21 protein-coding genes are annotated in these 25,342 nt (G+C 46.2%); 14 read left to right on the forward strand and 7 right to left on the reverse strand.

Translation table 11 applies throughout. The features are described 5' to 3' along the window. Genes CBX98_RS14080 through CBX98_RS14110 form a run of 7 tightly spaced genes read left to right on the forward strand, consistent with a single transcriptional unit; the run spans position 1 to position 6,615 of the window. Positions 1 to 465, forward strand: coding sequence for a TadE family protein (locus CBX98_RS14080; protein WP_012841464.1), 465 nt, complete (start codon positions 1 to 3; stop codon positions 463 to 465). After that, the gene (locus tag CBX98_RS14085) at positions 462 to 980 is read left to right on the forward strand and encodes a TadE family protein (protein ID WP_041852895.1); all 519 of its coding nucleotides are present in this window, start codon (positions 462 to 464) and stop codon (positions 978 to 980) included. Before CBX98_RS14080 ends, CBX98_RS14085 begins: the two co-directional genes overlap by 4 nt. 12 nt (positions 981 to 992) lie before the next feature. After that, a complete protein-coding gene (locus CBX98_RS14090; protein ID WP_006742392.1) occupies positions 993 to 2,201 on the forward strand; it encodes an AAA family ATPase in 1,209 nt (402 codons plus the stop codon). A gap of 12 nt (positions 2,202 to 2,213) precedes the next feature. Then, positions 2,214 to 3,659, forward strand: coding sequence for a CpaF family protein (locus CBX98_RS14095; RefSeq protein ID WP_006742393.1), 1,446 nt, complete (start codon positions 2,214 to 2,216; stop codon positions 3,657 to 3,659). Positions 3,660 to 3,668: 9 nt separating this feature from the next. Next, the gene (locus tag CBX98_RS14100; protein WP_006742394.1) at positions 3,669 to 4,637 is read left to right on the forward strand and encodes a type II secretion system F family protein; all 969 of its coding nucleotides are present in this window, start codon (positions 3,669 to 3,671) and stop codon (positions 4,635 to 4,637) included. Positions 4,638 to 4,639: 2 nt separating this feature from the next. Continuing rightward, positions 4,640 to 5,581 carry a type II secretion system F family protein gene (locus CBX98_RS14105; protein WP_109169526.1) on the forward strand — a complete coding sequence of 314 codons (942 nt, stop codon included), beginning with the start codon at positions 4,640 to 4,642 and terminating at the stop codon, positions 5,579 to 5,581. Between the two features lie 20 nt (positions 5,582 to 5,601). After that, positions 5,602 to 6,615: a tetratricopeptide repeat protein gene (locus tag CBX98_RS14110; protein WP_006742396.1), complete on the forward strand. Its 1,014-nt coding sequence runs from the start codon at positions 5,602 to 5,604 to the stop codon at positions 6,613 to 6,615. 118 nt (positions 6,616 to 6,733) lie between these two features. Here CBX98_RS14110 and CBX98_RS14115 read toward each other — a convergent pair whose 3' ends face one another. Both CBX98_RS14115 and chrA read right to left on the reverse strand, forming a co-directional pair. Continuing rightward, complete coding sequence (locus CBX98_RS14115; protein WP_109169528.1) at positions 6,734 to 7,849, reverse strand: phosphatase PAP2 family protein; 1,116 nt, start codon at positions 7,847 to 7,849, stop codon at positions 6,734 to 6,736. 100 nt (positions 7,850 to 7,949) lie between these two features. After that, positions 7,950 to 9,089: a chromate efflux transporter gene (gene chrA, locus CBX98_RS14120; protein WP_109169530.1), complete on the reverse strand. Its 1,140-nt coding sequence runs from the start codon at positions 9,087 to 9,089 to the stop codon at positions 7,950 to 7,952. Positions 9,090 to 9,177: 88 nt separating this feature from the next. On the opposite strand from chrA, the gene CBX98_RS14125 reads away from it, so the two are divergent. Further along, positions 9,178 to 10,122 (forward strand): LysR family transcriptional regulator, encoded by a 945-nt coding sequence (locus CBX98_RS14125; protein WP_172605967.1) that lies wholly within the window; start codon positions 9,178 to 9,180, stop codon positions 10,120 to 10,122. Positions 10,123 to 10,170: 48 nt separating this feature from the next. Here CBX98_RS14125 and CBX98_RS14130 read toward each other — a convergent pair whose 3' ends face one another. The 4 genes from CBX98_RS14130 to ebgR all read right to left on the reverse strand — a co-directional run bounded on the left by CBX98_RS14130 (position 10,171) and on the right by ebgR (position 16,580). Further along, entirely contained in the window at positions 10,171 to 11,604 is a 1,434-nt protein-coding gene (locus CBX98_RS14130) for an amino acid permease (protein WP_005456559.1), read from the reverse strand. A 78-nt stretch (positions 11,605 to 11,682) separates the two neighbouring features. Then, positions 11,683 to 12,144, reverse strand: coding sequence for a beta-galactosidase subunit beta (locus CBX98_RS14135; RefSeq protein ID WP_109169532.1), 462 nt, complete (start codon positions 12,142 to 12,144; stop codon positions 11,683 to 11,685). A gap of 3 nt (positions 12,145 to 12,147) precedes the next feature. Next, positions 12,148 to 15,246 carry a beta-galactosidase subunit alpha gene (gene ebgA, locus CBX98_RS14140; protein WP_109169534.1) on the reverse strand — a complete coding sequence of 1,033 codons (3,099 nt, stop codon included), beginning with the start codon at positions 15,244 to 15,246 and terminating at the stop codon, positions 12,148 to 12,150. A gap of 347 nt (positions 15,247 to 15,593) precedes the next feature. After that, entirely contained in the window at positions 15,594 to 16,580 is a 987-nt protein-coding gene (ebgR, locus tag CBX98_RS14145) for a transcriptional regulator EbgR (RefSeq protein WP_109169536.1), read from the reverse strand. Between the two features lie 380 nt (positions 16,581 to 16,960). On the opposite strand from ebgR, the gene galE reads away from it, so the two are divergent. From galE to galM, 4 genes are all read left to right on the forward strand, one after another. Further along, positions 16,961 to 17,980 (forward strand): UDP-glucose 4-epimerase GalE, encoded by a 1,020-nt coding sequence (gene galE, locus CBX98_RS14155; protein ID WP_109169649.1) that lies wholly within the window; start codon positions 16,961 to 16,963, stop codon positions 17,978 to 17,980. A gap of 83 nt (positions 17,981 to 18,063) precedes the next feature. Next, complete coding sequence (locus CBX98_RS14160) at positions 18,064 to 19,116, forward strand: UDP-glucose--hexose-1-phosphate uridylyltransferase (RefSeq protein ID WP_109169540.1); 1,053 nt, start codon at positions 18,064 to 18,066, stop codon at positions 19,114 to 19,116. 109 nt (positions 19,117 to 19,225) lie between these two features. After that, on the forward strand, positions 19,226 to 20,386 hold the full coding sequence (gene galK / locus CBX98_RS14165) for a galactokinase (RefSeq protein WP_109169542.1): 1,161 nt from the start codon (positions 19,226 to 19,228) through the stop codon (positions 20,384 to 20,386). A 9-nt stretch (positions 20,387 to 20,395) separates the two neighbouring features. Continuing rightward, complete coding sequence (gene galM, locus CBX98_RS14170; RefSeq protein ID WP_172605968.1) at positions 20,396 to 21,460, forward strand: galactose-1-epimerase; 1,065 nt, start codon at positions 20,396 to 20,398, stop codon at positions 21,458 to 21,460. A gap of 73 nt (positions 21,461 to 21,533) precedes the next feature. Here galM and CBX98_RS14175 read toward each other — a convergent pair whose 3' ends face one another. Further along, the gene (locus CBX98_RS14175) at positions 21,534 to 22,559 is read right to left on the reverse strand and encodes a LacI family DNA-binding transcriptional regulator (protein WP_109169544.1); all 1,026 of its coding nucleotides are present in this window, start codon (positions 22,557 to 22,559) and stop codon (positions 21,534 to 21,536) included. A 212-nt stretch (positions 22,560 to 22,771) separates the two neighbouring features. Between CBX98_RS14175 and CBX98_RS14180 the strand changes: the two genes are divergently transcribed. Then, positions 22,772 to 23,842, forward strand: a complete 1,071-nt coding sequence (locus CBX98_RS14180; protein WP_017447735.1) for a cellulase family glycosylhydrolase — start codon at positions 22,772 to 22,774, stop codon at positions 23,840 to 23,842. A 70-nt stretch (positions 23,843 to 23,912) separates the two neighbouring features. Then, a complete protein-coding gene (locus CBX98_RS14185; protein WP_109169546.1) occupies positions 23,913 to 25,301 on the forward strand; it encodes an MFS transporter in 1,389 nt (462 codons plus the stop codon). Positions 25,302 to 25,342: the final 41 nt, after the last annotated feature.

Genomic DNA, 25,342 nt, shown 5'->3' on the forward strand with positions numbered 1-25,342 from the left:
ATGTTGTATTCAAATAGAAAGCATCAAAGGCCAAATATTTGCAGTCAACAAGGGCTGGCAATCATAGAGTTTATTCTCGCCTTGCCAGTGCTATTGATGCTCACCGTTTTAGTGATCGATGTGAGCCGAGCTTTTATTCAGTATACCGAGGTCAATAAAGCGCTGCAGAATGGGGCAAGGTATGCGGTCGTTGATACGTACGGCACGTTGAACTTTGAGTCAATTGCTGACGAAACCAGTATCAAGAATGTCGTTGTGTATGGAAGCCCAATTGCCTCTACTACACCTGTGATAGACCATATCAGTGTGGACGATATTGTCATTACCCAACCAACGAGTACCAATAAGGTGGTCACTCTATCGGCGACTTACAATTACGTGCCGATATTCTCGACTTTACCTTTTTCGAGCACTTCTTTGCAATTTAGCATTGGGGCAACCACGTCTATGAGGACAGGCCCATGAAACGATTGATAACGAAACAAAAAGGAGTGACTCAGCTTGAGTTCTCGGTAATCGCTTTGGCCGTTATATTAGTCCTGTTTTTGATCATCGAGTTTGCGATCTATTTCTTTTCGGTGCAAATGGTCAATGAGGTAACACGAAGAGCTGCGAGGCTTGCTACCGTGTGCTATATCGCTGATAGGGATGACATTCCTAACTTACCAGCTGTATCAGATCTCTATCCATCAGGCTTTTCTGCGAGTAATTTACAGATAGATTATCTTGATGAAGCTGGTGCAAGTGTTGATGTATCAGGCTTTCTTTCTACCCCTCCAGCGTCTAATGACGTATTAAATGCGCAGTTTTCTCAAATTAAATATGTTCGAGCAAGAGCGGTAAATTATACTTTTCAGTTTTTTGTTTTAGCTGCTTTAATTAATGCAGTAGGGAGTACTCCAGCTTTTGAAACTATATTGCCTGCAGAGAGTTTAGGAATACTTAGACCCGAAGGGACCAATGTCATTACGGATTGCTAATGGAGTAGCTTTATGTTGAAACCAGTTAAAATAAATGAAGAAACATATAAAAGTTTAAAAACTAACTTGATTGTTTGGATAGTTTATTCTACGTCAAACTTTAAAATTCATATTGCTGATGAATTATCCGAATGTGTCAATCTAAATATTGATTGGATAGAGCTAGAGTCTTTTAATTTAGACTTTGTTAAAAATAAGCAAATTCCCGATCTTATTTATATTGAAACCGGTGAAAGTTGGGCGCAGAAAGTGGCTCATGTGTACTCTAGTGACAGTAGCTTACAGCATAATCACACCGCTTTGATTGTCTTTGGTGATGAAAACGATACGGCATCTCTCAAAATGGCATTGAGGCTTGGCGCAACAGACTATTTGTCGCGTTCTGTTGATCTTGGTGAGCTTTATCCGCTATTAAAATCGACCGCGGATGAAAAGATTGCCAATAAACAAATGGGCGATTTAACTTTATTTATCAATACAAAAGGTGGTTCGGGTGCAACAACACTGGCGATCAACACCGCGATAGAACTGTCAAGTTACGCGAAGAGTAAAGTATTGCTCATTGACTTAGATATGCAGTTCAGTGATGCGGCCGATTATTTAAACTGTAAGCCAAAATACAACATTAATGATGTGATTGATTCTGTTAATGATTTGGATGAGTTATCACTAGAAGGTCTCGTATATCAACATCCTTCAGGTTTGAATTATTTATGTTTTAACCAAAATGATACCAAGGATAATCATAAACACGCAGTTCAAGTCAGTAAGTTATTACCTATTCTGAGACAGTTTTACTCACATATTATTGTGGATTTGTCTCATGGTGTTGAGCATGTTTATCAACAAATTGTTTCTCCGGCTACGCATATCTTTTTAATTATGCAGCAGAATGTTACTTCGGTTAAGCATGCTGTCAGCTATATACGTTCTTTAGAATTAGACTATGGTTTAAGTAGTCATCAGGTTGAACTGATTGTTAATCGTTTTGAAAAGAAATCAACAATATCTTTGAAAGACATTGAAAATGCAGTTAGTGGACATGCGATACATTTAGTACCTAATAATTTTGCTATTGCTATCGAGAGCGCTAATTTGGGTAACCCAATTGTTCAATCTAAGAAAAATAGTGCGCTGAAAGCTTCTTTGGCTGAAATATCGCACTTATTAGAAAGTCCGACCAAAGAGAATCAAAGTTGGATCAAAAAACTATTTTCTTAGTAAGGGGGAGTTATGTTTTTCAAACGGAAAGGCGTCGGGAGTTCTTTCAATTCCGTAGATGAAACAAAAGAATCCAAAGTTGTGAATGTCGAGTTGGCAAAATCTGACGAAGATACGTCAGATGAGCAAAGGGCTTTATCGCCTGTTGAAGCCAAGATGAAAGCGATCGAGGAGCAGAAAAAACAGCTAGAACAAGATCTCTCGATCAAACACTACTATCACAAAAAGCTACTGGATACCTTGGATCTCGGGCTTCTATCGCACTTGCAAGAAGATCGCGCGAAAGAGGAGTTACGCGAAGCGGTCGTTCAGCTCATTGCTGAAGATCAAACACACCCGTTGAGCTCTGAAGCTCGCAATCGCGTAATCCATCAAATTGAAGATGAAGTGTTTGGTCTAGGGCCGCTGGAACCGCTGCTTGAAGACCCAACGATCTCAGATATCTTGGTCAATGGTCCGAAAAATATCTTTGTCGAACGTTTTGGTAAGCTCGAGAAAACGCCACATACCTTCTTAGATGAGCGCCATCTGCGCAACATCATTGACCGCATTGTTAGCCAGGTTGGACGAAGAATCGATGAAGCATCACCAATGGTGGATGCTCGACTCAAAGACGGTTCGCGTTTCAATGCGATTATTCCTCCTCTTGCCATTGATGGCCCTTCCGTTTCTATTCGACGTTTTGCAGTTGAACGTTTGAATATGGATAACCTATTAGAGCTTGGTTCGTTGTCTCCAGAGATGGCGAAGTTTCTCAATGCTGCGGTTGTGGGGGAAATGAATATCCTTATTTCTGGTGGTACAGGCTCTGGTAAAACAACCACGCTGAATATTTTGTCGGGCTTCATTCCAAGTGATCAACGTATTGTGACCATTGAGGATTCGGCAGAGTTACAACTCCAACAACCACATATTATTCGCTTAGAAACACGTCCTTCTAACATCGAGGGTAAAGGCGAAATATCTCAGCGTGATTTAGTGAAAAACTCGCTACGTATGCGTCCTGACCGGATAGTGGTTGGTGAGGTTCGTGGCTCAGAAGCGGTGGATATGTTATCGGCAATGAACACGGGTCATGATGGGTCGCTGGCCACCATTCACGCGAACACACCAAGGGATGCGTTGAGCCGTATTGAGAATATGTTCTCGATGGCGGGTTGGAACGTGTCGACCAAAAACTTGAGAGCGCAGATTGCCTCCGCCATCAATATTGTCGTGCAAATGGATCGCCAAGAAGACGGTAAACGCCGCATGGTCAGCGTACAAGAAATCAATGGCATGGAAGGCGACGTTATCACCATGTCGGAGATCTTCACCTTCCAAAGAAGAGGGGTCGATCAAGAAGGTAATGTGTTAGGTGATTACATGGCAACAGGGATTGTACCAAGCTGTCATGACCAATTAGTAAAACGAGGCTTAGACGTACCATTTGAAATATTCAATGAAAAAGCCCGTTAGGAGATTGCTATGGATAGTCAATTCCCCCTTTTTCTTGTGCTGCTTTTTTTGTCCGTATTCTTTATTAGCCAGGCGTTAATTCTGCCTTCTGCGGGTAAAAAGGTTAAGCATAAGCAGTTAATTAAGCGGATACACGAAAGCCATAAACACATCGATCAAGAGAGTATTTCTCTACTAAGGGAAAACTCGCTCAAAAACCTTTCTCCATTAGAGCGATGGCTTGTGAGGTTCAGCCTATTCGATAACTTTAAGAAGAAGTTGGAATTGGCTGGGATACACATGGGGTTCAGTCGGTTTATTTTTCTCACCTTCCTCGGTGGGGTTGCGGTTGGGCTATTTCTGTTCTTATTCGGGCAAGTTTGGTACCTCTGTGCCGGTGTTGCTGTCGCTTGTTGGGTGTCGGTTTACTTCTACCTACAGAAAAGAATTGCAGATCGTTTAATGAAGTTCGAAGAGCAACTACCAGAGGCGCTAGATATCATTAAGCGAGTACTACAGGCCGGTCAGCCAATTACACAAGCGTTTGGGGAAGTAGGCAGAGAGGTCAGTGCGCCGCTTGGCCCTGAGTTCATGAATACCTTTAACTTACTCAACTATGGTTATGACCTCCGCTTGGCGATTATGCAAATGTCGGAAAGAACCCCTACGGTATCCATGCTTGCTTTCTCGAGTGCGGTGTTACTGCAAAAAGAAACGGGTGGTAACTTAGTCGAAAACATTGAAAAGCTCTCTCATATCCTACGTGCTCGTTTCAAACTCGCTCGAAAAATCAAAACCATTTCTGCGGAATCTCGAATGTCGGCATGGGTATTAGTATTAGCGCCTTTTGGGTTGTACGTCATCATTTCACTCGTTCGGCCTGAGTATATTGAGCTGCTTCATACGCACCCAATGGGGATCAAAATGGTGATTGGTGGGATGGTGGCCTTATTTATCGGGACGCTGTGGATTCGTAAAATCGTCAATATTGAGGTGTAGCTATGGAAAGCATTCAAAGATGGTTAAACGGTTTTGCTGTCGGCCAAGAGACGTTACTCATGGGGTTGATCCTCATCACCACCGTGTTAGTGGTGATGACGCTGGGCTCGATAATTATCGGGGTCAACTCGCCAATTAAAAGAAAGTTAGCCGAACTGTCTGGTGATAAAAAGGAAGTCTCTCACCACAACAAAAAAATGGCTGACACATTGGAGTCGTTAGCGCCTTTAACTTCGCCAACCAGTGAAAAAGAGCGCCAAACGACACGCAATAAACTGATGCATGCTGGGTTTCATGAAAGCAATGCATTGTCGATGTTTTATGCCATTAAATCGGTCACAACAATACTAGGTGTGATGGTGGCAGCACTGGTGTATTTCTCGATTCCGGAATCTAAATATCTGTACACCTACATGGCGTTATCCGTATTTATTGGGCTTCTGATTCCTGATTTTATTTTGCGCCGAATGGTCAACAAGCGTCAGCAAGCGATTCGTGCAGGTGTGCCCGACATGCTCGATTTGCTGGTGGTTTGTACCGAATCAGGGCTTGGCTTTAATGCGGCTTTGCGTCGCGTTGCAGATGAGCTAGTTATCTCTCACCCAGAGCTTGCCGATGAAATCGACACGGTGTGCAACAAAATTAAAGCGGGTAAACCAATGCCTGAAGCCTTAAGGGAGCTAGTATTAAGGACAGGGTTAGAAGAATTGATGGGGCTGGTGAGCATGCTTAGCCACGCCTCTCGAATAGGTGGGAGCTTAGTCAACTCCTTGCGTGAGTATACCGAAGACTATAGGGATAAGCGTCAACAAGCAGCAGAAGAAATTGCTGCAAAAATCCCAGTCAAAATGATGTTTCCAATGGTGCTGTTTATTTGGCCATGTTTTTTCATCGTGGCTATTGGACCTGCGTTAATTTCATTGGCTGAGGCATTTTCTAATTAAAAAGCAAAATAGGGATCGTTATGTGGATTAAGAAATACGTCATCATCTCGTTGTTGGTGCTTACCGCATGTTCAACAACTGAACAGTCATCAGACTTCGATTCAACGCTGTACTCAGGTAAGCCCGTTGAGTCACTCACCAATGATGAACCTCCAAAAACAGAGGAGGAGGCAATCTCTCGAGGGGATATTGCATTAAGCAATAAAAATGTCGACTTAGCGTTGTATGAATACATTCGCTCGCTCTCTTTCCCGAATGCGGTCCATAAAGACAAAACGTTATACACCGTGGGGCGTATCCATTTGGCAAGAGAGAATTCAGAACTTGCGGATAAATCATTTCGAGCATCTTTAGCAGAGAACCCTGATCACATTGGTTCCCTCACAGAACTTGGCACTCTGTATACGAAACGTGGCGAAAAGGACGTCGGGAAGAGTTACTACATCCGCGCTTTGAATGCTGACCAAATTCGTATGGATGGCGATCCTATTATCACCAAAGACAATATTACAGCTGAGAGCGTTGCAACGTATCGCTATGATGATAAATCACCGGTTTCTGCTTACTCTGGTCTAGGTGTACTTTACGACATTCGTGGCGACCACGATATTGCGCAGGCATTAATTAGAAAAGCGTTGGATATTGATTCAAGAAACGTCAATGCTTTAGTCAGCCTAGGCTATTCCTACTACATGGAAAAAGCTTATTCAAAAGCGGCGCACTTTACTCAAGCTGCGCTGAGCATTAAGCCGGGGGATGAAAAGGGAATCAATAACCTGGGTCTCATTGCACTGGCAAAAGATCAACCACGACAAGCGCTGAGTATTTTTAGTCGACACATGACAGAGCCGGAAGCACTCAACAATGTTGGTTACTTCTTGATCCTTCAAGGCAAACCAGGTGAGGCGATTCCTTATCTACAACAGGCTATTGATAAGAATCCGGCCTACTATGAACTGGCAAATAAAAACTTAGAGCGAGCATTAGCAATGGTAAGAGAGCGAGGGGATACCTCTACCGCGCTTCTCCAATAACTTCACTGTCTATTTAAAAATAAAGCCACTCAGCAAGATGGAGTGGCTTTTTCATTTTTGGGGACTTTTTCATTTATGGAGAGTAGTCCGTTGCAAAGGTGTTTGTTCAATTAGCCGTTCATTCGCTTCTTTCAGGGTAAGAAGCATAGCGCCGCAAAGCCCAACCAACTATCTTCCATAGCATCACCGTCAAGAGTGTTGCGAGGTAGCCATCAATCGCATAATGCCACGCTAAATGTACCGAACCGATTTGAATGATGACTGCGAAAGCGTAAGCAAAGTAGCCGATGGTTTTGTTGAGTCTATAAATTGATAGCGCCATCAAAACAGCAATGGAGACGTGCAAACTTGGCATTGCCGAAATACCAGAACCAATACCATTGGCATTCGCGATGTACTCATCCCAAAGATATTGCTGTGTAGGCAATGCCCACAATTGCCCAGCGTCCACATTGGTAAGATATTGGCTTTGGGCTTCGAGCGTTTTCATCAGAGGAACAAACTGTTCATCTCCAGTGATAAGCTCCACGTAGCAAGGACCTGCTGAAGAGAGTAACGTGGCGAAGAAGACACCAAGAATCATCCAAGACAATGCGAACGTGAGTAAAAATTGTTGCCTTACCAACGGGTATTTTTTGTAGATAAGGAAAAAGATGAGTATCCCCCACATACAAAAAAACCATGCGTTGTAGGCAACGTTTAGCGCCAGTGAGGCCCAAGCATTGGAGAATAATGCATGGGTCAATTCCCAAGGTGCAACGCCGAAGTGCAACAGCGTATCAATATTCGCAAAGGTTAGATCCCATTTAAAAGGATTTATGATTGGAATAAGCGATTTCAAAAACGTGTGGTTAGAGAAAATCAGGTTAAGTGCCATCATCGAAACAAACACTGATACAGGGCGGTGCAGTGGAAAAATAAGATGTTTCAGTTTTCGTATGAAGCGCTTTGCTGGCTGTTTTTCTTTGCGCAGTATGAGATAGAAATAATAATAGATACACCAGCTTAAACCTGTGACATACAAAGCTTGCATGAGCGTTTCAAGGTAAGTGGTAAAAGAGTAATCAATAGGGAAATCGAGATATAAAGAACAAAGATAAATGACAGCAGTCGAGATAAAGCAATAGGTGTAGAAAATCTTATCGATCAATAACTCGTTCTTCACAGACTGGAGCCAAGTCGCTGCTTTTTGCTGCCAACTTACGTTGATCTGGTAATTGTTGTCTTGTTCCATCGACGATCCGTCATCTCTATCCTTCCAATGTCATTAAGCTTAGTTGAGAAAACGGGCACTTGTATTTAAGTGCCCGCTAAGAGTTTGTCGTTTAAGATTTTTACATCATGCCCGTGACAAGGCCTGCTGCCACAAAAAACACGATCATCCATAGCACCGAAAGGTTGAGCTTTTTGTGTAGATAGAAACCCGCAACCACTAACGCCATGTCGATGGGAGCAACAACTGCGCTGCTAAATACTGGCTGGTAAAGTGCCGCGAGTAGCAACCCTACTACCGAGGCATTGACACCGTTGATGGCGCCGGAGACCAGCGGTTTGCCTGCCAGTGCTTGCCAGTTCTTAAGAACGCCAAGCAGTAAAAGAAACCCTGGGAGGAATACGCCAAGCGTTGCGATCAGCGCACCTAAAATTGGCGTATCCGAAAGCTCATAACCAATAAAAGTCGCAAAGGTGAACATTGGCCCTGGTACAGCTTGTGCAGCGGCGTAGCCTGTTAAAAATGCATCTTGGCTGAGCTGGTCGCCAACAATGTTTTGCAGAAGCGGCAGCACCACATGACCACCACCAAACACTAAGCTACCAGCTTGGAAAAAATCACTAAACAGCCCAAGCAAAGGCAATGAATGAGCTACTAATGGTAAGCCGAGTAAAAGCACCGCAAATAGAGCCAATGGCGCGATAGACGGTTTAAACGGCTCGGCTGATGGCGCGGAGTCTTTCTTCAGATATCGCGTACCGACAAAACCTGCTGCGATCAACACGAACATTTGCGTCATGATGCTTGGTGCCACCAGCAACGCAATTGCAGTAGCGACGCACAAACCCGCGGTCAGTTTGCTTTGGCAGAAGTTTTTGTACATGCCCCAAGCCGCATCCGCCACGACGACGACAGCGAGCAGTTTTAGGCCGTGAACGATGTTTTGGAACACTGCGGTGTCGGTGATTTGGCTGCTCACTATCGCCAGCGCCAACATGATGATCACCGAAGGAAGCGTGAATCCGACAAATGCTGCGCATGCGCCACCTAAACCGCCGCGTTTATAACCTAAAGCAAAGCCGACTTGGCTTGAGCCGGGTCCCGGCAAAAACTGACTGAGCGCGACGATTTGTGCGTACTCGCTGTCATCAAGCCATTTCAGTTTCTCAACAAAGGTTTGGCGAAAATAACCAATATGAGCCGCAGGGCCGCCGAAGCTGAACCAACCCAGCCAGAAAAAAGTTTTGAAGATGGTGAACATGTCGAGCCTGTTTATCTAAAAAGCATTGCTGCTAATTTATCGGATGCTCTAAAATGACTCAAATTGATAGATTTAATTTCATTTATGAATGAAATGGGATGAGGGTGTTGAGGTGAAAGAGGACATTCAGTGGCGCAACATTGACTTGAACTTATTGGTGACGTTTTCCTACTTGTATCGCTATCGAAGCGTTAGCGTCGCGGCAGAGAAAAGTTACGTTAGCCAGTCGGCGATGAGTCATAGTTTATCTCGTTTAAGGTTGTTGTTTGACGACCCGCTTTTTGAGCGAAAAGGACACAAGATGGAGCCCACCGAGCACGCTCACCACATCGCGCCAACCGTGCATCATTTGCTGGACTCTATCGCCAAAGACTTGCTCACTAAGTCTGCCTTCCAACCTGAAAATTACGCGGGTGTATGTCGCATTGGGTTAACGGATTATGCCGAGTTTATTTTTGCTCCTCGGCTTTATGACGAAATACGTCAGCGCGCACCAGAGGCGCAGATCAGTTTTATTAACGTCAATCGTAGCAACTACGTGGCATTAACTGAGCACGAAAAGCTCGATGTCATTATTGGCAGCATGCCAGTGTTGGATGACAACTTTGAGAGCTTGTACTTGTACACGGAAAAACACGTGTGTATGTGTGATAAACAGGTATTGAAAGGGGAAACACAGCTATCTCTGGAAGCGTTCGCGAACATAGAGCAAGCTCTGGTAAGTCCCGATGGGAGCTTAAAGACACAAGTAGACCAAAAGCTCGCAGAACATAGCTTGAGCCGTAAAGTCACCGTGGCGTCGCGCAACTTTCTCACCATTCGGCATTTATTGAAAAAGCGCGATCTCATTGCCATCGTGCCAGAAAAAATGGCGTTGGCGGAGGGCTTTTCGGACGATCTCATTACTGTTAAGCCGCCGATCGCCGTTGCGGATTTTGATATTGCCATGCTGTGGCATTCCAGCCGAAACAATGAAGACAAAGGCATTTGGCTACGCGAGTTGGTTTCTTCGACCATCACCTCTCACATATAACAAAGGGCACCAAAGGGTGCCCAGAATGTTTGTCATTGAGAGTCTGTGTTATACCGCTTGCGAAGCTGGCGCGGCTTCTTTTATACGCTCTTCCTGATTCAATGATTTTTCGTATTGGCTGTACTTCCACCAAGCAAAGCCAAGGAAAATCACGATACCGCCAACGTTGTAGAAAATGATGGTCATGATGTCGGCCCCAGTAGGGAAGGTCGATGCTAAGAAACCAACCGTAAAGATAGCGATCAGTACCGATACGGTAGCGATGCCCATTTTGCGTGAGCCCATTTTGAAATCACGTTCGACGTGATCCAGTTTCAAGCGGAGATTCAGGTATGCCAACATGATGAACAGTGGTGGCAGCATCGAGGCGGCTGCCGTCATGTTGATTACGGTGTTCATCAGATCTTGAGCGGTGTTAGAACCTAATGTTGGGATGATCATCAATGGGATAACGATAAGGAACTGATACCAAGCTGCGCGAGCTGGCACGCCGTTTTCGTTTAGCTCTACGGTTTTCTTACCAAAAATGCCTTCTGGAATCTCAGAGAAGAAGATTTTCACTGGCGTTGCTGTCCACATCAGTAGAGAGCCAAACATAGCGGTGAAGGATACCAAGCCTACGAAGCGGTTCATCAATATTTCTGGCAAACCAAAGTACGCAGCCAAACCTTCAAATACTTGAACCGATCCGCCCGTGTATTTTAGGGTTTCGCTAGGAACAAATACGTTAATCAAAACAGACGCAACTGAGTAAAGCACACCGATAAAGATACCTGCGATGATGATGACTTTAACGAACGATTTCGAGCCGCCTTTCACATCGTTTACGTAAACCGCGACCGATTCCGCACCGCCTGCCGCCATAAAGATCCATGTAGTAATGCCTAAAAATGCCCAGCTGAAATCAGGGATCATCGCTTCTACAGTAATTGGGTCAGCTGGTTCTACGCCGCCGATCAACGCTGCGCCAGCCAGTAAAATGTACGACATTGTCAGTAGCAGCATGAGGGAGGAGGTCACCGACGTAATTGGCCCCAACATTTTCGCGCCGTTCGTCGATACGTAGGTCGCAAACGCAAACAAAATCATACTGAGCACGGTAGTGGTGAATGGCGTCAGAATGTATTCATAGCCCAAGAACGCGTAAGACGCATAAGCGATAACACGCGGCAGCAAGGACGTGAAGAAGAATAGGTTAACGAACCAGTAAGTGTAGGCAGAGATAAACGCCCAGCGACCGCCGAGTGAGCTTTTTACCCATGCGTAGACCCCCGCCTCAGAATCTTTATTCAGAGATACGAATTCTGCGATGATCAAACAGAAAGGGATGAAATAAAAAATGGTCGCCAGAAAGAACATTGGCGCAGAAGCTAGACCGATCTCGATGTTGTTATTGATTACGTTATTAAAGCTAAATACTGCGGCAAAGGTGAGGGATAACAACCCGAATTTACCTATCGTATTACGTTTGGATTCAGACATGTTCTATCTCCGGTGAATCACGTTGGAATTGTAGGGAGGAAGGGCTTGTAATGCTGTGACCACAGCCCTTCTCTTGTTTTATTTATTTAGGAAGTAGCCATCTTCGATGGTCACTTTGAGCACCACTTTTCTTACGCGGTTTTCTCCGTGGAAGCGGTACGCTTCACTGTTTTCAAAAATCGCCACTTGGCCTTCGCAAAGCTCGCGTGTTTCACCCTGACCAGAAAAAAATTCGCGGTCGGTTTCATCACGATAAGCTTGTTCTAGTGTCAACGCGGTTTTATCCGCGAACTCAACGGTTTCTCGGCCTTCGAGGTAGTAATGCACATCGAAGTAACGACGGTTACCGATGAACATTTCGGTTTGTTTCGCGATGCCATCTTCAACCATGTAAACCAGTGAATCGCCAATCGAGTGCATCACGCCATCCTTGATGTTGCCGATGTTGCCGATGTTGCCAATGGCTTCCACACAGCGGTTCCATTTACGACCGTTGCGATATACTTGTTTGAATTGCTCTAAGCTGTCTAACACGATCATGGGTTACGCCTCGTTGACTGATTGAGTATTGGTTTGAGTGAAAAACGCGTTGTCGAAATCATGGTTTGCCATCACGTGTGCGTTGCAATCGCCTGCTTGCAGTGGCATCAGCGTCAAACCGTAACGGAACTCGTCCATGTACACGCGGTAAGAGTCGAGCACTTCGCTGCCCCATGAGTTCGAGCCCAACCCCATCACTTGATGGTCAAGGTTAAGGGTGATGTAGCCACTCTTTTCTAGCTCGATCGTATGTTGCGCTTCATGCAGATTTTGGTTGGTGTAGAACCACGCGCTGAAGTTGATTTCTTGCTGAGGTTTCACCAATAACCCTGTGCCATGACGGTTGGTGAGTGAGGCCCAGCGCACGTGTTGGCGGTTGCCGTTGTTTTGCGGGAACGGGTAGTTTTCGAACATGTCTTCTACGGTGCTGTGGTAAACATCAATGAGGTTAGCTTGGCGACTGTCTTGGTAGTTTTCTTCTGGGCCACGACCGTAGTAACTCACTTGGTCAAAGCTGCCGTTAATGCCCAAATCCAAGCCAATGACCGGAATCACGTGAGGGTAGTCGCCGTAACGTTCGCCGCTCAGTTCCACGTTCAAATGGCCTTGAGCATTGATTTGATAGCGATAGGTACAACGCATGCCAAAATCAAAGACCGGCGGCGCAATGATGCTGGTGGTCGTAATTAAGACGGAATCATTGGTTGCTTCCACCGCAAGAGTACGGAAGTGCTCCTGCATGATTTGCAGATGAGCTGGGTGCCACAAACCTTCATACTCTTGTTTGTGGTTATCAATCATCGGTTTGAAGAAGTTCAGTCTCGGCTCAGATTGAATGATCTCTTCGTCATTTACGCGCCAAGAAGTCAGCTTGCCATTTACTTTCGAGAAAGTAAGCGTGAAGTTATGACCTGTGATCACGTGCTCTAAGCGGCTTTCTTCAAGCACCAAGGGTTGAATATTGTGGTTGACCAGCGCAGGCAACGTCGCGGTGCTGTCTTTCAGTTGGAACTGATACACCGCAATTTCATGGTTGGCTTCGCTGTAAAGCGTGCGACTGTCTTTGCGTACGGTGAAGTTAACAAAGGCTTCGCGCTCATCCAATTCTGGCAAGTCGATGGTCACTTCACGTTCGCTGTTGGCGACCAAAGCTTCGACTTTGAATCGCACGCTATGCAGGGTTTCACCTTCGGCACGCACGTCAGCAGTAATGGTGTAATCATCGAGGCTGGTGAACCACAATTTGTTCTCAACGATGAAGCGATCATGGCAACCTTCGACGGCGCGGATTTTCACCGGTGCGATGACTTGTTTGTACTCTTTCAAGCCTGGGCCCGGGGTTTGATCTGGGTAAATCAGACCATCCATACAGAAGTTGTAGTTGTTTGGGTAGTCACCGTAATCGCCGCCGTATTTGTAGAACTCTTGGCCGTATTCATCACGCGCTAGAATGCCGTGATCACACCATTCCCAAACGTAGTGACCTTGAATGTGGTCGTGCGCATAGAACACGTTTTGGTATTCGGTTAGACCACCCGGCCCGTTACCCATCGCGTGGGCGTATTCGCAGATGATGCGTGGTTTCTCGTGTGGGTGCTCGCCAAAGTAATTCATCAGTTGAGCGCGTGAGTACATAGTGGAAATCACATCCACCACTTCAGCATCGCGGTCTTCTTCGTAGTGAACCAAACGGGTGTCATCAATTGCTTTGGTCGCTGCATACATCGCACGGATGTTACAGCCATAACCCGATTCGTTACCGAGTGACCACATGATGATAGAAGGGTGGTTCTTTTGCGCATGAACATGACGCACTGCGCGATCAACAAACACCGCTTCCCATGCTGGATCATTGGTGATACGGCTCAGGTCGCCAACGTTGGCAAAGCCGTGGGTTTCCACATCGGTTTCTGCCATCACAAACAGGCCGTAAATATCACATAACTCGTAGAAGCGTGGGTCGTTCGGGTAGTGTGCGGTGCGAACCGAGTTGATGTTGTGTTGCTTCATCAAAATCAGATCTTTTTCCACGCGGTCCATGCCCACTGCGCGACCTTTTAGATGATCGTTGTCATGACGGTTGACACCATGCAGCATCACGTATTGGTTGTTGATGTAGAACAGGCCATCGCGCACCTTGATATCACGGAAACCCACGCGTTGTGGGATCACTTCCACTACGTTGCCTTGGTGATCTTTTAAGGTGATGAACAAGTGGTAAAGGTAAGGGTTTTCAGCCGTCCAATGCGTTGGGCTCACCATATCAATCGCAAAGCTTGTTGAGTGGTGGTTTTGGATAGTCAGTGAATCGCATTGACCACTGGCTACGACAGTGCCTTTGTCATGCAGCGCGTATTCCAGCGTATAGCCAGACGCGATAGCGGTGGAAAGGTTTTCCAATTCTATTTGAGCACTGAGCGTCGCACTTAGGTAATCGTCGGCGAAATCGGTGCGAATTGTTAGGTCTTGGACGTGAATGTTCTCTTTTCCGATTAGGTAAACATCACGGAAGATCCCCGCCGTCCACCACATGTCTTGGTCTTCAATGTAAGTGGAATCGGCCCACTGCATCACGCGTACAGAGAGTAAGTTTTCGCCTTGTTGGACGAACTTGGAAATGTCGAACTCCGCAGTAAGACGGCTGCCTTTGCTAAAGCCGACGTACTCGCCGTTTACGTACACTTCAAAGTAGGTTTCCACGCCATCGAACTTGATGATGGTTTGTTGGTTATCCCACTGTGGACCAAGTGTAAATGTGCGTTGATAAGCGCCGGTTGGGTTGTCGGTTGGTACAAACGGGACGTCGATCGGGAATGGGAAGCCTTCATCGGTGTATTGCAGATCGCCGTGGCCTTCCATTTGCCACATGTTTGGGACGGTAATGTGTCCCCAGTCGTTCATTGTTTGTGAGTAAAACGCATCAGGTACCAACATTGGGTTGGTGAAATAACGGAATGTCCATTGGCCGCTGAGCAACATAAAGCGGCGACTCAGTTCACGTTGAAAGGTTTGTGCGCTCTGAACAGAGTCGTAGGAGAAAAAGTACGCACGCGGTGCCATACGATTCTCGTGTAAGTGTTGGAAGTTTTCCCAATTGTTCACGTTTTGATCTCCCCTCGGCTTGGTGCGCTTATGTTGGAGTCCGGATTGGTTTCATCGCGGCTCAACATCAGTGCAAAAACAACGGCCGATGTATTGTGAAAAATGCTTATGAATAATCTGAGAAAGATATTAGTAAAAGTTTTACTAAAATAAATTAGTGAAAACGCTTTACTTTAACTTGGTCACGTTTTAAATGACCAATGTTGAGCAAGATGTGATCAGCGTAAAGGAATGAGATCTAGATTGTTTTGGAAAGTAAAAACAGTAAAAATTCGGTAGAAAATAAAAGAAGAAATAAAAAAGCACTGAAAATTCAGTGCTTTATTTGAACAGTTTTGAGGGTATTTTTATCGAGTTGTGCCGCGTAGCTTGAGCTTGCTTGGAACGTACACTTGAAGGGGCAGTGCGCGTCCGTCACGGTATTTTTCTACTAACAAGTTCACGCCTTGAATCCCCATCATTTCAGAATGAATACGAACGGTAGATAGAGGTGGGAAGGTAAAGCGCGCGGTAGGAATGTCGTTCACGCTGATCAGCGCAATATCATCAGGAATGTTTAAACCAAACTCATGCACTGCTCGTAACACACCGATCGCAATGGAGTCCGAAGCAATGAACATCGCTTTTGGGAAATCGCCTTTGGCCAGCATCTCTTTCGCTAAGTCATAACCGGACAAGCTAGAGAAATCGCCACGATAAATGTCGTCTTCAGAAACCACACCTTTTAGACTGCCGTAGTCCACAAACGCATTTTCACGAATGTCTGCGGTGTTGGGTTCGTCTTGTCCACCAATAAATCCAATGCGCTCGTAGCCTTGTTGTAGAAAGAAATCAACCACTTGCTTGCTGATTCTTACAAGGTCGATATCAACGCAATCGTAAGGACTAGTTGGATCTGAAAAGTCGATGTAACAGATACTATCGACTAGGCGTTTAGGTAACTTATTGACCACCTTTTGGTCGACTTTCCCGACTAAAAGGACACCGGTGATCTTTTGCGTTTCAACATCAATTTCGCTGTTGTAGCAATTGGTTAGTGTAATGCCGAGTTTGTCGCACTGAGTTTCAATCCCATGACGAATCGACAAGTAGTACGGGTCATTCACTTCTGCTTCTTGTTTGTAATTGTACAAGGCCAAAAAGTGATGTTTTTGCTTGGCTTCTTTGGTGGCTTTCTTCGAACTGCTGGTGCGGTACTCCAGCTTTTCTGCGATTTCTAAAATGCGGCGTTTGGTTTCTTCTTTAACGCTCAACGTCGGATCGTCATTCAAAACTCGCGATACAGTTGCAAGTGAGACGCCCGCTTCAGTGGCGATATCTTTTAGTGTTGCCATGTACATTTCCCGTTGGCATTGCTCACAGTCCAAGTGAGAACTCAATAATCTGGCTATTGTAAACAGCTACTTAGGGATGCACAAACTTTTAGTAAAATCGTGCGATCCACGAAAGAGAGCGGTATCTGTTCGACTCATCTTAACTGCTCATCATCTTCCTGGTTTAATTTAACTAAATCCTGCATCTAAAATAAGGCTTTTGTGTAATTTTGTGGAAACGTTTACACAATTTGAATTCGATCACGGATCTGGATCGATATTGGTTGCTAGACTTTTAGCCAGTTAAGAAATGGGCGTACCGATTCGATGCAATGGAGATTGGCTTTTAGCGCATCAGAGTGAGGTGTGAACAGAAAGCAGCAAACGTGGAGAAGCAAAAAGTGAAAGTTCTTGTCACAGGTGGTATGGGATACATCGGTAGTCACACTTGCGTTCAGATGATTGAAGCGGGAATGGAACCTATCATCGTTGATAACTTGTGTAACGCCAAACTGGAAGTGTTAAACCGTATTGAAGCGCTGACTGGCAAACAGCCTGAGTTCCACCAAGGTGACATCCGTGACGAAGCCTTTTTGGATACGGTATTCGCGCAGCACGACATCCAAGCCGTGATCCACTTTGCTGGCCTCAAAGCGGTTGGCGAATCGGTGGCAAAACCACTTGAGTACTACGACAACAACGTCAATGGCTCATTGGTGTTAGCGCGCAGCATGCGTAAAGCGGGCGTGAAAAGCATCGTATTCAGTTCATCGGCAACGGTTTACGGTGACCCTGAAATAGTGCCGATTACGGAAGATTCACCAACAGGCGCAACCACCAACCCATACGGACGCAGCAAATATATGGTGGAGCAATGCTTAAGCGATCTGTTCCATGCTGAAAACGACTGGAGCATCACCTTACTGCGTTACTTCAACCCAGTTGGCGCGCACCCATCGGGCAGCATGGGGGAAGACCCACAAGGCATTCCCAATAACCTGATGCCATTTATCGCCCAAGTCGCTGTTGGCCGCCGAGAAAAACTCGCGGTATTCGGTAGCGACTATCCAACCCCTGACGGCACTGGCGTACGTGATTACATCCATGTGATGGATCTGGCCGACGGCCATATTGCGGCTTTGAAATCGGTGGGTGAGAAATCGGGTTTGCACATTTACAACTTAGGTACAGGTAAAGGCTCGAGCGTACTTGAGATGGTGGATGCGTTCGCGACCGCTTGCGGTAAACCAGTGCCTTACGAGTTATGCCCGCGTCGTCCTGGGGATATTGCTGAATGTTGGGCAAGCACGGAAAAAGCCGAGCGTGAACTAGGTTGGAAAGCAACACGCACGGTAGCTGAAATGACCGCCGATACGTGGAACTGGCAGTCAAATAACCCTAGTGGCTATTCCCCGGAGTAATTGCAGTCGCCGCGTTGCCATCTGCGCTTCTCACGGTTTTGGGAAGCTGAGTTTGAAGAATTTTAAAGAGTTGAGTAAGTAACATGTCGAATGTCGAATTTAACCCAGTGGATCATCCACACCGCCGTTACAACCCTCTGACTGGGCAATGGATTTTGGTTTCACCTCACCGTGCAAAACGCCCTTGGAGCGGCGCAGATGAAAAGCCCGCATTGGATGAGCTACCAAGCTATGACGGTAAATGTTTCCTTTGTCCAACCAACGAACGTATCTCTGGCGATGTTAATCCAGACTACCAAGGCACCTATGTGTTCAATAACGATTTTGCTGCGCTGATGGTGGATTCACCAGATGCACCGGAGTCAAACAACCCGCTATTCAAAACGCAAGGCGTGCGTGGTTTGAGCCGAGTGATTTGCTTCTCGCCAGATCACAGCAAAACCTTACCGGAACTACCAGTGGATAAAATTCGCGGCGTGATTGATACATGGAATGAGCAAATTGAAGAGCTCGGCAAAGAGTTCGTTTGGGTTCAGGCGTTCGAAAACAAAGGTGAAACCATGGGCTGTTCTCAGCCTCATCCGCACGGTCAAATCTGGGCGAACAGCTTCTTACCAAATGAAATCGAGCGCAAAGAGCACAACCTAAAAGCCTACTACCAAGAACATGGCAGCAACTTGCTGGTGGATTACGTGCAAGCGGAACTCAAAGACGGCTCACGCATTGTGGTGGAAACCGAACATTGGCTGGCGGTGGTGCCTTACTGGGCTGCTTGGCCGTTCGAAACCATGTTGCTGCCGAAAACGCACATTCGTCGCATGAGCGAACTCAGCGATGAGCAACGAGACGATTTAGCGCGAGCGATCAAGAAGCTGACCAGCCGTTACGACAATTTATTCCAATGCTCATTCCCATATTCAATGGGCTGGCACCACGCGCCGTTTTTTGACCAAGGCACAGACATCGACCATTGGCAGCTTCATGCACTTTTTTATCCGCCACTGCTGCGCAGTGCCACGGTTCGTAAGTTCATGGTGGGCTACGAAATGCTGGCAGAAAGCCAACGTGACCTTACCGCAGAGCAAGCGGCGCAGCGTCTGCGTGATGTGAGTGATGTCCACTACAAAGAATGCTAAGTCTTTAAATTGGACTGATTACGAATAACGGGATAGCGCGACTTTACAGATAGAAAGTTAGGCTCAACGCGCTATCCCACACAAATTACTATTTTAAGAGAACGTCCCTATGTCTGAACTTATCCAAAATGTGAAAGCGTCATTTGAGCAAGTGTTGGGCTACGCACCTAGCCATATTATTCAAGCGCCTGGTCGTGTGAACTTGATTGGTGAGCACACCGATTACAACGATGGTTTTGTCCTACCGTGTGCCATTAACTACCAAACGGTCGTGGCGGCGGCAAAGCGTGAAGACAATATCGTGCGTGTGGTGTCGGTCGATTACGGTAACGCAATGGACGAATTCGATATCACGCAAGCCATTACCTTCCAGCAAGACAAAATGTGGGCGAACTACATTCGCGGCGTGGTGAAGTGTCTTATGGCGCGTGGCTACCAGTTTACTGGGGCGGATATTTCAGTCAGCGGCAACGTACCTCAAGGCGCGGGTTTGAGCTCATCGGCGGCATTGGAAGTGGTGATCGGTCAAACGTTTAAAGTGTTGTTCAATCTTGAGATCAGCCAAGCCGAAATTGCGTTAAACGGTCAGCAAGCAGAGAACGAATTCGTCGGTTGCAACTGCGGCATCATGGATCAAATGATTTCATCGGAAGGGCGTGAAAATCATGCGATGCTATTAGATTGCCGTAGCCTTGAAACAGAAGCGGTCTCTATGCCAGAAGACATGGCCGTCGTGATCATCAACTCGAATAAAAAACGTGGTTTGGTCGACAGTGAATACAACACTCGTCGTCAGCAATGTGAAGAAGCGGCGCGCATTTTCGGTGTGAAAGCTTTGCGTGATGTGACGATGGAGCAGTTCAACGAGAAAGTCGCTGAGCTGGATGAAATGGTGGCCAAGCGTGCACGTCACGTCATCACAGAAAATGATCGTACTGTGGAAGCGGCGCAAGCGCTACGAGCACACGACATGAAGCGCATGGGTGACCTGATGGCCGAGTCTCATGCATCGATGCGCGATGATTTCGAAATCACGGTAAAAGAAATCGATACACTGGTGGAGATAGTCAAAGAGGTGATTGGCGATCAAGGCGGCGTGCGCATGACTGGCGGTGGCTTTGGTGGTTGCATCGTGGCACTTGTACCGCCAGCACTGGTTGATGACGTGAAAGCGGAAGTTGAAGCGAAGTACCAAGCGGCTACGGGCTTAAAAGAGTCGATTTATGTTTGCCAAGCCAAAAATGGTGCGGGTTTGGTTGAAGTGCTGTAAGGAATGATGATGAAAGCCTATTTTCAACAACTAGAACAAGCGATGGCGCAAACGCCGTCGTTTGATGGCCAAACTGCGACTCTGATTCATTTGACCAACGCGAATGGTATGACAGCGTCGTTTATGGATATCGGTGCGACGTGGTTGAGTTGCACATTACCGGTAAATGGTGAAAACCGTGAAGTGTTGTTGCGCTCACCAAATATGGCTGAACACATGAAGCAAGACGCTTACTTCGGTTCCATTGTTGGCCGCTTTGCTAACCGAATTGCGAAAGGGCAGTTTGAGATAGACGGAGAGAAGTATCAACTTGGTATCAATAACGGTGAAAACTCACTGCACGGTGGGCTGGAAGGGTTTGATAAACGCCGCTGGAAGGTTGAAGAGCAAAATGATCAACAGGTCACTTTTTCACTTCGCTCCCCGGACGGTGACCAAGGCTATCCGGGAAACCTCGATGTGAAGGTGACGTACACGCTCACTGACGAGAATGAACTAGCTATCTCCTATGATGCTAAGACCGACAAAACATCGCCAGTGAATTTAACCAATCACGCCTACTTTAACTTGGCTGGTGAGGCGAGCCGCGCGAAAAGTTTGGATCATACTTTACAGCTCAATGCTGGGCATTACTTGCCAACGGATGCGGGGTTAATTCCTTCCGGTGAACAAAAGCCAGTTTCGGGTACCAGTTTCGACTTCACCGAGCCAAAATCGATTGGCCAAGAATTTCTTGCAGAGCAAGATCAGAAAATCGCTGGTGGCTACGATCACGCCTTTGTATTCACGCCTGAAGTGATCGATGGCGTGTCTGTCACTGCGGTTTTAATTGCACCAAAAGAAGATGTGGTGATGAAGGTGAAAACCACCAAGCCTGCCATCCAGTTTTATTCAGGTAATTTCTTAGCCGGTACGCCAGGTGCAAGTAAAACTTACGAACGCTATGACGGCCTAGCATTGGAAACGCAGTACTTTCCAGACGGGCCAAACAAACCAGAATGGGGACTCAACAATGGGGTGTTGAGCTCTGGGGATTGCTATCAGCATCAAACTACTTATCAGTTTGAATTTTAGATAGCACTTCTACCCTTTGAACTTGCAGCGGCAGCGATGCTGCAACTCCAACGACTTTGGGTGTTATGGTGGGCTAGATGCCCACCTTTTTTGTTTTTGTCGAAGAGGTTCGAACGATGAGCTCACCCTCTACTTTGCGTTTGTTAGAAAGCAACGGTTGCCCTTCAATCAGTGCCATCAACGATTCGATTGCGAGTTTACCCATGTCTGAGTAGGGCAGTTCAACCGACGTTAATGCTGGAAAGCTTTCAGAGGCGATTTGCTGATTATCGTAACCGACAACGGCAACATCGTGAGGAATCTTCAACCCCAACTCTGCTATCGCTTGGTAGCACCCCATTGCCATATAGTCGCTGCCACAGAAAATCGCTTCTGGCGGCTGCTCCATATTCAGTAGTGCCAGTGTTTGCTGGTGCGCTTTTTTTAGCGACCAGTTTGCATCGACTAAATACTCTGAGTTAGGAATGATGTCTGCATCAATGAGAGCCTGACGATAACCATCGGCACGTTGCTTACTGGCTAGCATCCAACTTTCACCAGACAGCATGGCAATGCGACGATAGCCTTGCGTCGTGAGGTGTGAAACTGCTTTGTAAGCTCCAATCATATCGGCCGGCAAAATACTTGGCGTTTCGGTGTGTTCTTCGTTGGTGCAGTTCAGCAGTACAGTCGGTAAGGAAGTTGTGACGCGTTGCTGCTCCAACTCTCGCGTCATACTGGATGCGTAAACCAAGCCTGCGTAATCACCGCCGTTGATCTCCGACTCAATCTTGCTTGCCAACACTTCATCATGGCTGTAATTGAACGTCACCAATATGTAGTCGTTCGACCACGCTTCTTCTCTCGCTGCATTGATGGCATCGATAAATGGGTCATAACTGGTTAAGCCGTTGATCACCAATGCGATCTTTTTAGGGCGTCCCAAAGCATGGGCAACCTTTTTGTTTTTGTAGCCAAGTGATTCTGCGGTTTCGAGCACTTTACGTTTGGTCGCTTCCGCGATTTTTACGGAAGTTGAGCCATTCAATACCAGCGATACGGTCGACTGAGAGACGCCAGCCGCCGCCGCAATGTCACTCATGGTGATTTTTTTAGCCATTCTGTTCTTTTACTTAATTTCGTTAGCTAAAGATATTAGCTAAAGATTAAGTTCGGATCATCCTTTAAAGATAAAGATCACAAAAGTAAGTCAGAGCAACTTAAAAGCTGTGATTTTAACCACGTTTATTCTTTGACTACCTAGTCATTAAATTATTAATTAATATATTAGCTAATATTATTAGTTAATAATTTAGTTTTAAGGTGAGTAAGATGAAAAGATGGTCGGAAGAGAAAGCGTGGCAATGGCAAAAAGAGCATGGCTGGCTACGTGGCTTTAACTATTTACCGCGCACAGCGGTTAACTGGAATGAGATGTGGCAAGCGGAATCTTTTGCACCTGAGGTGATGGAACAAGAGTTAGCTTGGGCGCATGATGTGGGTTACAACACTTTACGTACCAACTTACCATTTATAGTTTGGCAAGCGGATCGCGATGGTTTACATGCGCGAATTGAGCGCTTTCTGGATATTTGCGAACGCAATCAAATCAAAGTGATGCTCACGCCGATGGATGACTGCGGTTTCTCGGGCGACCATCCTTATCTTGGTGAACAAAAAGCGCCCGTACCGGATTTGCACAACAGCCAAGCAGCAGCAAGTCCTGGTCGCAATGTGGTGATGGACAAATCTATGTGGGGTGAGGTCGAAGCGTATATTCGCGACATCATCTCTACCTACAAAAATGACCCTCGAATCGTTATTTGGGATCTCTATAACGAGCCAACCAACCGCATGATTTTCACCACCACGGGTGAGATTGCTTACGACGAAGAAATGGAAACCTTTAGTCATGAGCTGATGGAACAAGCGTTTGAGTGGGCACGTGAAGAAAACCCAACTCAGCCTCTCACCGTCGGCGCTTGGCATGCGCCAAGCATTCTTGACCGAAACCTGCCGATTTATGAACACCCAACCGATCGCAAAGCGATGGAGCTGTCGGACATCATTACTTTCCACGCTTACTTACCACTCGATCTGTTCCATAAAGCCGTTGAAATTGTAGAAAGCTACAACCGACCAATGATGTGTACTGAGTGGCTTGCTCGTCATGCGCAATCGTACATGCACGAACAGCTTCCGGTCTTTAAACAGAAAAACATTGGCTGCTACCAGTGGGGATTAGTGAAAGGAAAAACACAAACGCATCTGCCTTGGCCAGAGATAAAACGTAGCGATGCAAACTATGCGAGTCAATGGTTCCACGATCTGCTTGATGAGCAAGGACAGCCGTATGACGCAAGCGAAGTGCAATTGATCAAAACACTCGCGGAAGTGGATTAATTGCCTGTGAGCCGACTCTGAGAAATGGGTCGGTTTCTTATTTACAATAAAATCAATTGAGACGTGAACAATGACTACTCTACAAAACAAACTCACTAATAAGGAGCTGATGTCTTACTTCGGCTATGGGGTCGGCCAGTGCTTTAGCTTTGGTCTAGTTGGCTCTTTTATTCTTTATTTCTATACCGATATTTTGGGCATTTCTCCAATTGCGGCGAGTACGATTTTTTTGATTGCTCGTGTGTGGGATGCGGTGAACGATCCGCTCATTGCCGGATACATGGACACGTTGGACTCTCGCTTTGGTAAATTCCGCCCTTACATGCTGTTTACGCCGGTTCTGATTGTTCTGGTCACGGTTGCCGCTTTCTATAACATCGATGCTGATACATCGACAAAAGTGATGTATGCCGGTATCACTTACATTCTTTGGGGTACGCTTTACACTATTTCTGATGTGCCGTTTTGGTCTATGTCTTCTGTTATGACGGATGAACCACAAGAGCGAGCAAAAGCGGCAACTTGTGCCATGTTAGGGGTGAATGCAGGTATTGGTGCAACTTTGGTTGTGTTCCCGAAACTGAGCGCTTACTTCGCTGATGGCCGAGCAGATCAGGGTTACTTACCAGCTGTGATTGTGTTGATGATCGCGGGTTTGTTCTTCATGCTGAACGGTTTTTATAACACCAAAGAACGCATCTCGACGAAGAGCTGTGAAAAAGTCACGCTAAAACAAACCTTTCAAGCCGTTCGTAAAAACAAGCCGTTGTTTTTTATTCTGGCAGCGTTTTTCATGAATGTGTTCTTCAATCTGGTGAATGGCTTATACATTTTCTTCTTCACATACAACATGGGTGACGCAGGTTTAGTCTCTCTGATTGGTACCATCACTTTGGTAAGTGCGATTGCGTGTTTAGCTACGCCTGTGCTGACAAAGCGTTTCAAAAAACGTGACATCTTTATTGCGCTGTGCGTTTTAGAGATCATCGCTCGCATTGGGTTCTATTTTACTGGCTATGATAATCCAACGGTCGTGATGGCGTGGTTAGCGGTGATTACAGGCATCTTTATGATGACCAACCCTCTTATCTCGGCCATGATTGCAGACACAGTAGAGTACTCTTACTACCACAGCGGCAAACGTACCGCGGCGATCACGTTCTCGGGACAGACCTTTACAGGCAAACTCTCTGTTGCAGTAGCGGGCGGCTTAACGGGGGTTATCTTGACGATGATTGGCTATGTACCAAATGCGGCGCAAACGGAAACCGCGCTCAGTGGTATGTTCTTCTGTATTGCGTTGCTACCGGCATTGGGAGCTCTAGTGCGCATTTTCATTATGTCTCGCTACACATTTACCGAAGACCAACACGCGATTTTACGAGAAAAATTACAGCGTGGTGAGTTTGCGGAAGGCGTTGACGTGAAGTCTGCAAAACCGAACGAAGCCTTGAGCTAGAATCCATATCGTCTCGACAAGTGCTCAAAGAAAAAGCCCGC

It is taken from the genome of Vibrio sp. T9, assembly GCF_003123985.1.
Taxonomy (GTDB): domain Bacteria; phylum Pseudomonadota; class Gammaproteobacteria; order Enterobacterales; family Vibrionaceae; genus Vibrio; species Vibrio diabolicus.

Coding starts and splice junctions, on each gene's coding strand:
- CBX98_RS14095 (WP_006742393.1), top strand. CDS start 2,214: ATGTTTTTCAAACGGAAAGGCGTCGGGAGTTCTTTCAATTCCGTAGAT.
- CBX98_RS14100 (WP_006742394.1), top strand. CDS start 3,669: ATGGATAGTCAATTCCCCCTTTTTCTTGTGCTGCTTTTTTTGTCCGTA.
- CBX98_RS14110 (WP_006742396.1), top strand. CDS start 5,602: ATGTGGATTAAGAAATACGTCATCATCTCGTTGTTGGTGCTTACCGCA.
- CBX98_RS14175 (WP_109169544.1), bottom strand. CDS start 22,559: ATGGCTAAAAAAATCACCATGAGTGACATTGCGGCGGCGGCTGGCGTC.
- galK (WP_109169542.1), top strand. CDS start 19,226: ATGTCTGAACTTATCCAAAATGTGAAAGCGTCATTTGAGCAAGTGTTG.
- CBX98_RS14130 (WP_005456559.1), bottom strand. CDS start 11,604: ATGTCTGAATCCAAACGTAATACGATAGGTAAATTCGGGTTGTTATCC.
- CBX98_RS14105 (WP_109169526.1), top strand. CDS start 4,640: ATGGAAAGCATTCAAAGATGGTTAAACGGTTTTGCTGTCGGCCAAGAG.
- CBX98_RS14115 (WP_109169528.1), bottom strand. CDS start 7,849: ATGGAACAAGACAACAATTACCAGATCAACGTAAGTTGGCAGCAAAAA.
- CBX98_RS14125 (WP_172605967.1), top strand. CDS start 9,178: ATGAAATGGGATGAGGGTGTTGAGGTGAAAGAGGACATTCAGTGGCGC.
- CBX98_RS14185 (WP_109169546.1), top strand. CDS start 23,913: ATGACTACTCTACAAAACAAACTCACTAATAAGGAGCTGATGTCTTAC.
- galM (WP_172605968.1), top strand. CDS start 20,396: ATGAAAGCCTATTTTCAACAACTAGAACAAGCGATGGCGCAAACGCCG.
- ebgR (WP_109169536.1), bottom strand. CDS start 16,580: ATGGCAACACTAAAAGATATCGCCACTGAAGCGGGCGTCTCACTTGCA.
- CBX98_RS14135 (WP_109169532.1), bottom strand. CDS start 12,144: ATGATCGTGTTAGACAGCTTAGAGCAATTCAAACAAGTATATCGCAAC.
- chrA (WP_109169530.1), bottom strand. CDS start 9,089: ATGTTCACCATCTTCAAAACTTTTTTCTGGCTGGGTTGGTTCAGCTTC.
- CBX98_RS14080 (WP_012841464.1), top strand. CDS start 1: ATGTTGTATTCAAATAGAAAGCATCAAAGGCCAAATATTTGCAGTCAA.
- CBX98_RS14085 (WP_041852895.1), top strand. CDS start 462: ATGAAACGATTGATAACGAAACAAAAAGGAGTGACTCAGCTTGAGTTC.
- CBX98_RS14180 (WP_017447735.1), top strand. CDS start 22,772: ATGAAAAGATGGTCGGAAGAGAAAGCGTGGCAATGGCAAAAAGAGCAT.
- CBX98_RS14090 (WP_006742392.1), top strand. CDS start 993: ATGTTGAAACCAGTTAAAATAAATGAAGAAACATATAAAAGTTTAAAA.
- CBX98_RS14160 (WP_109169540.1), top strand. CDS start 18,064: ATGTCGAATGTCGAATTTAACCCAGTGGATCATCCACACCGCCGTTAC.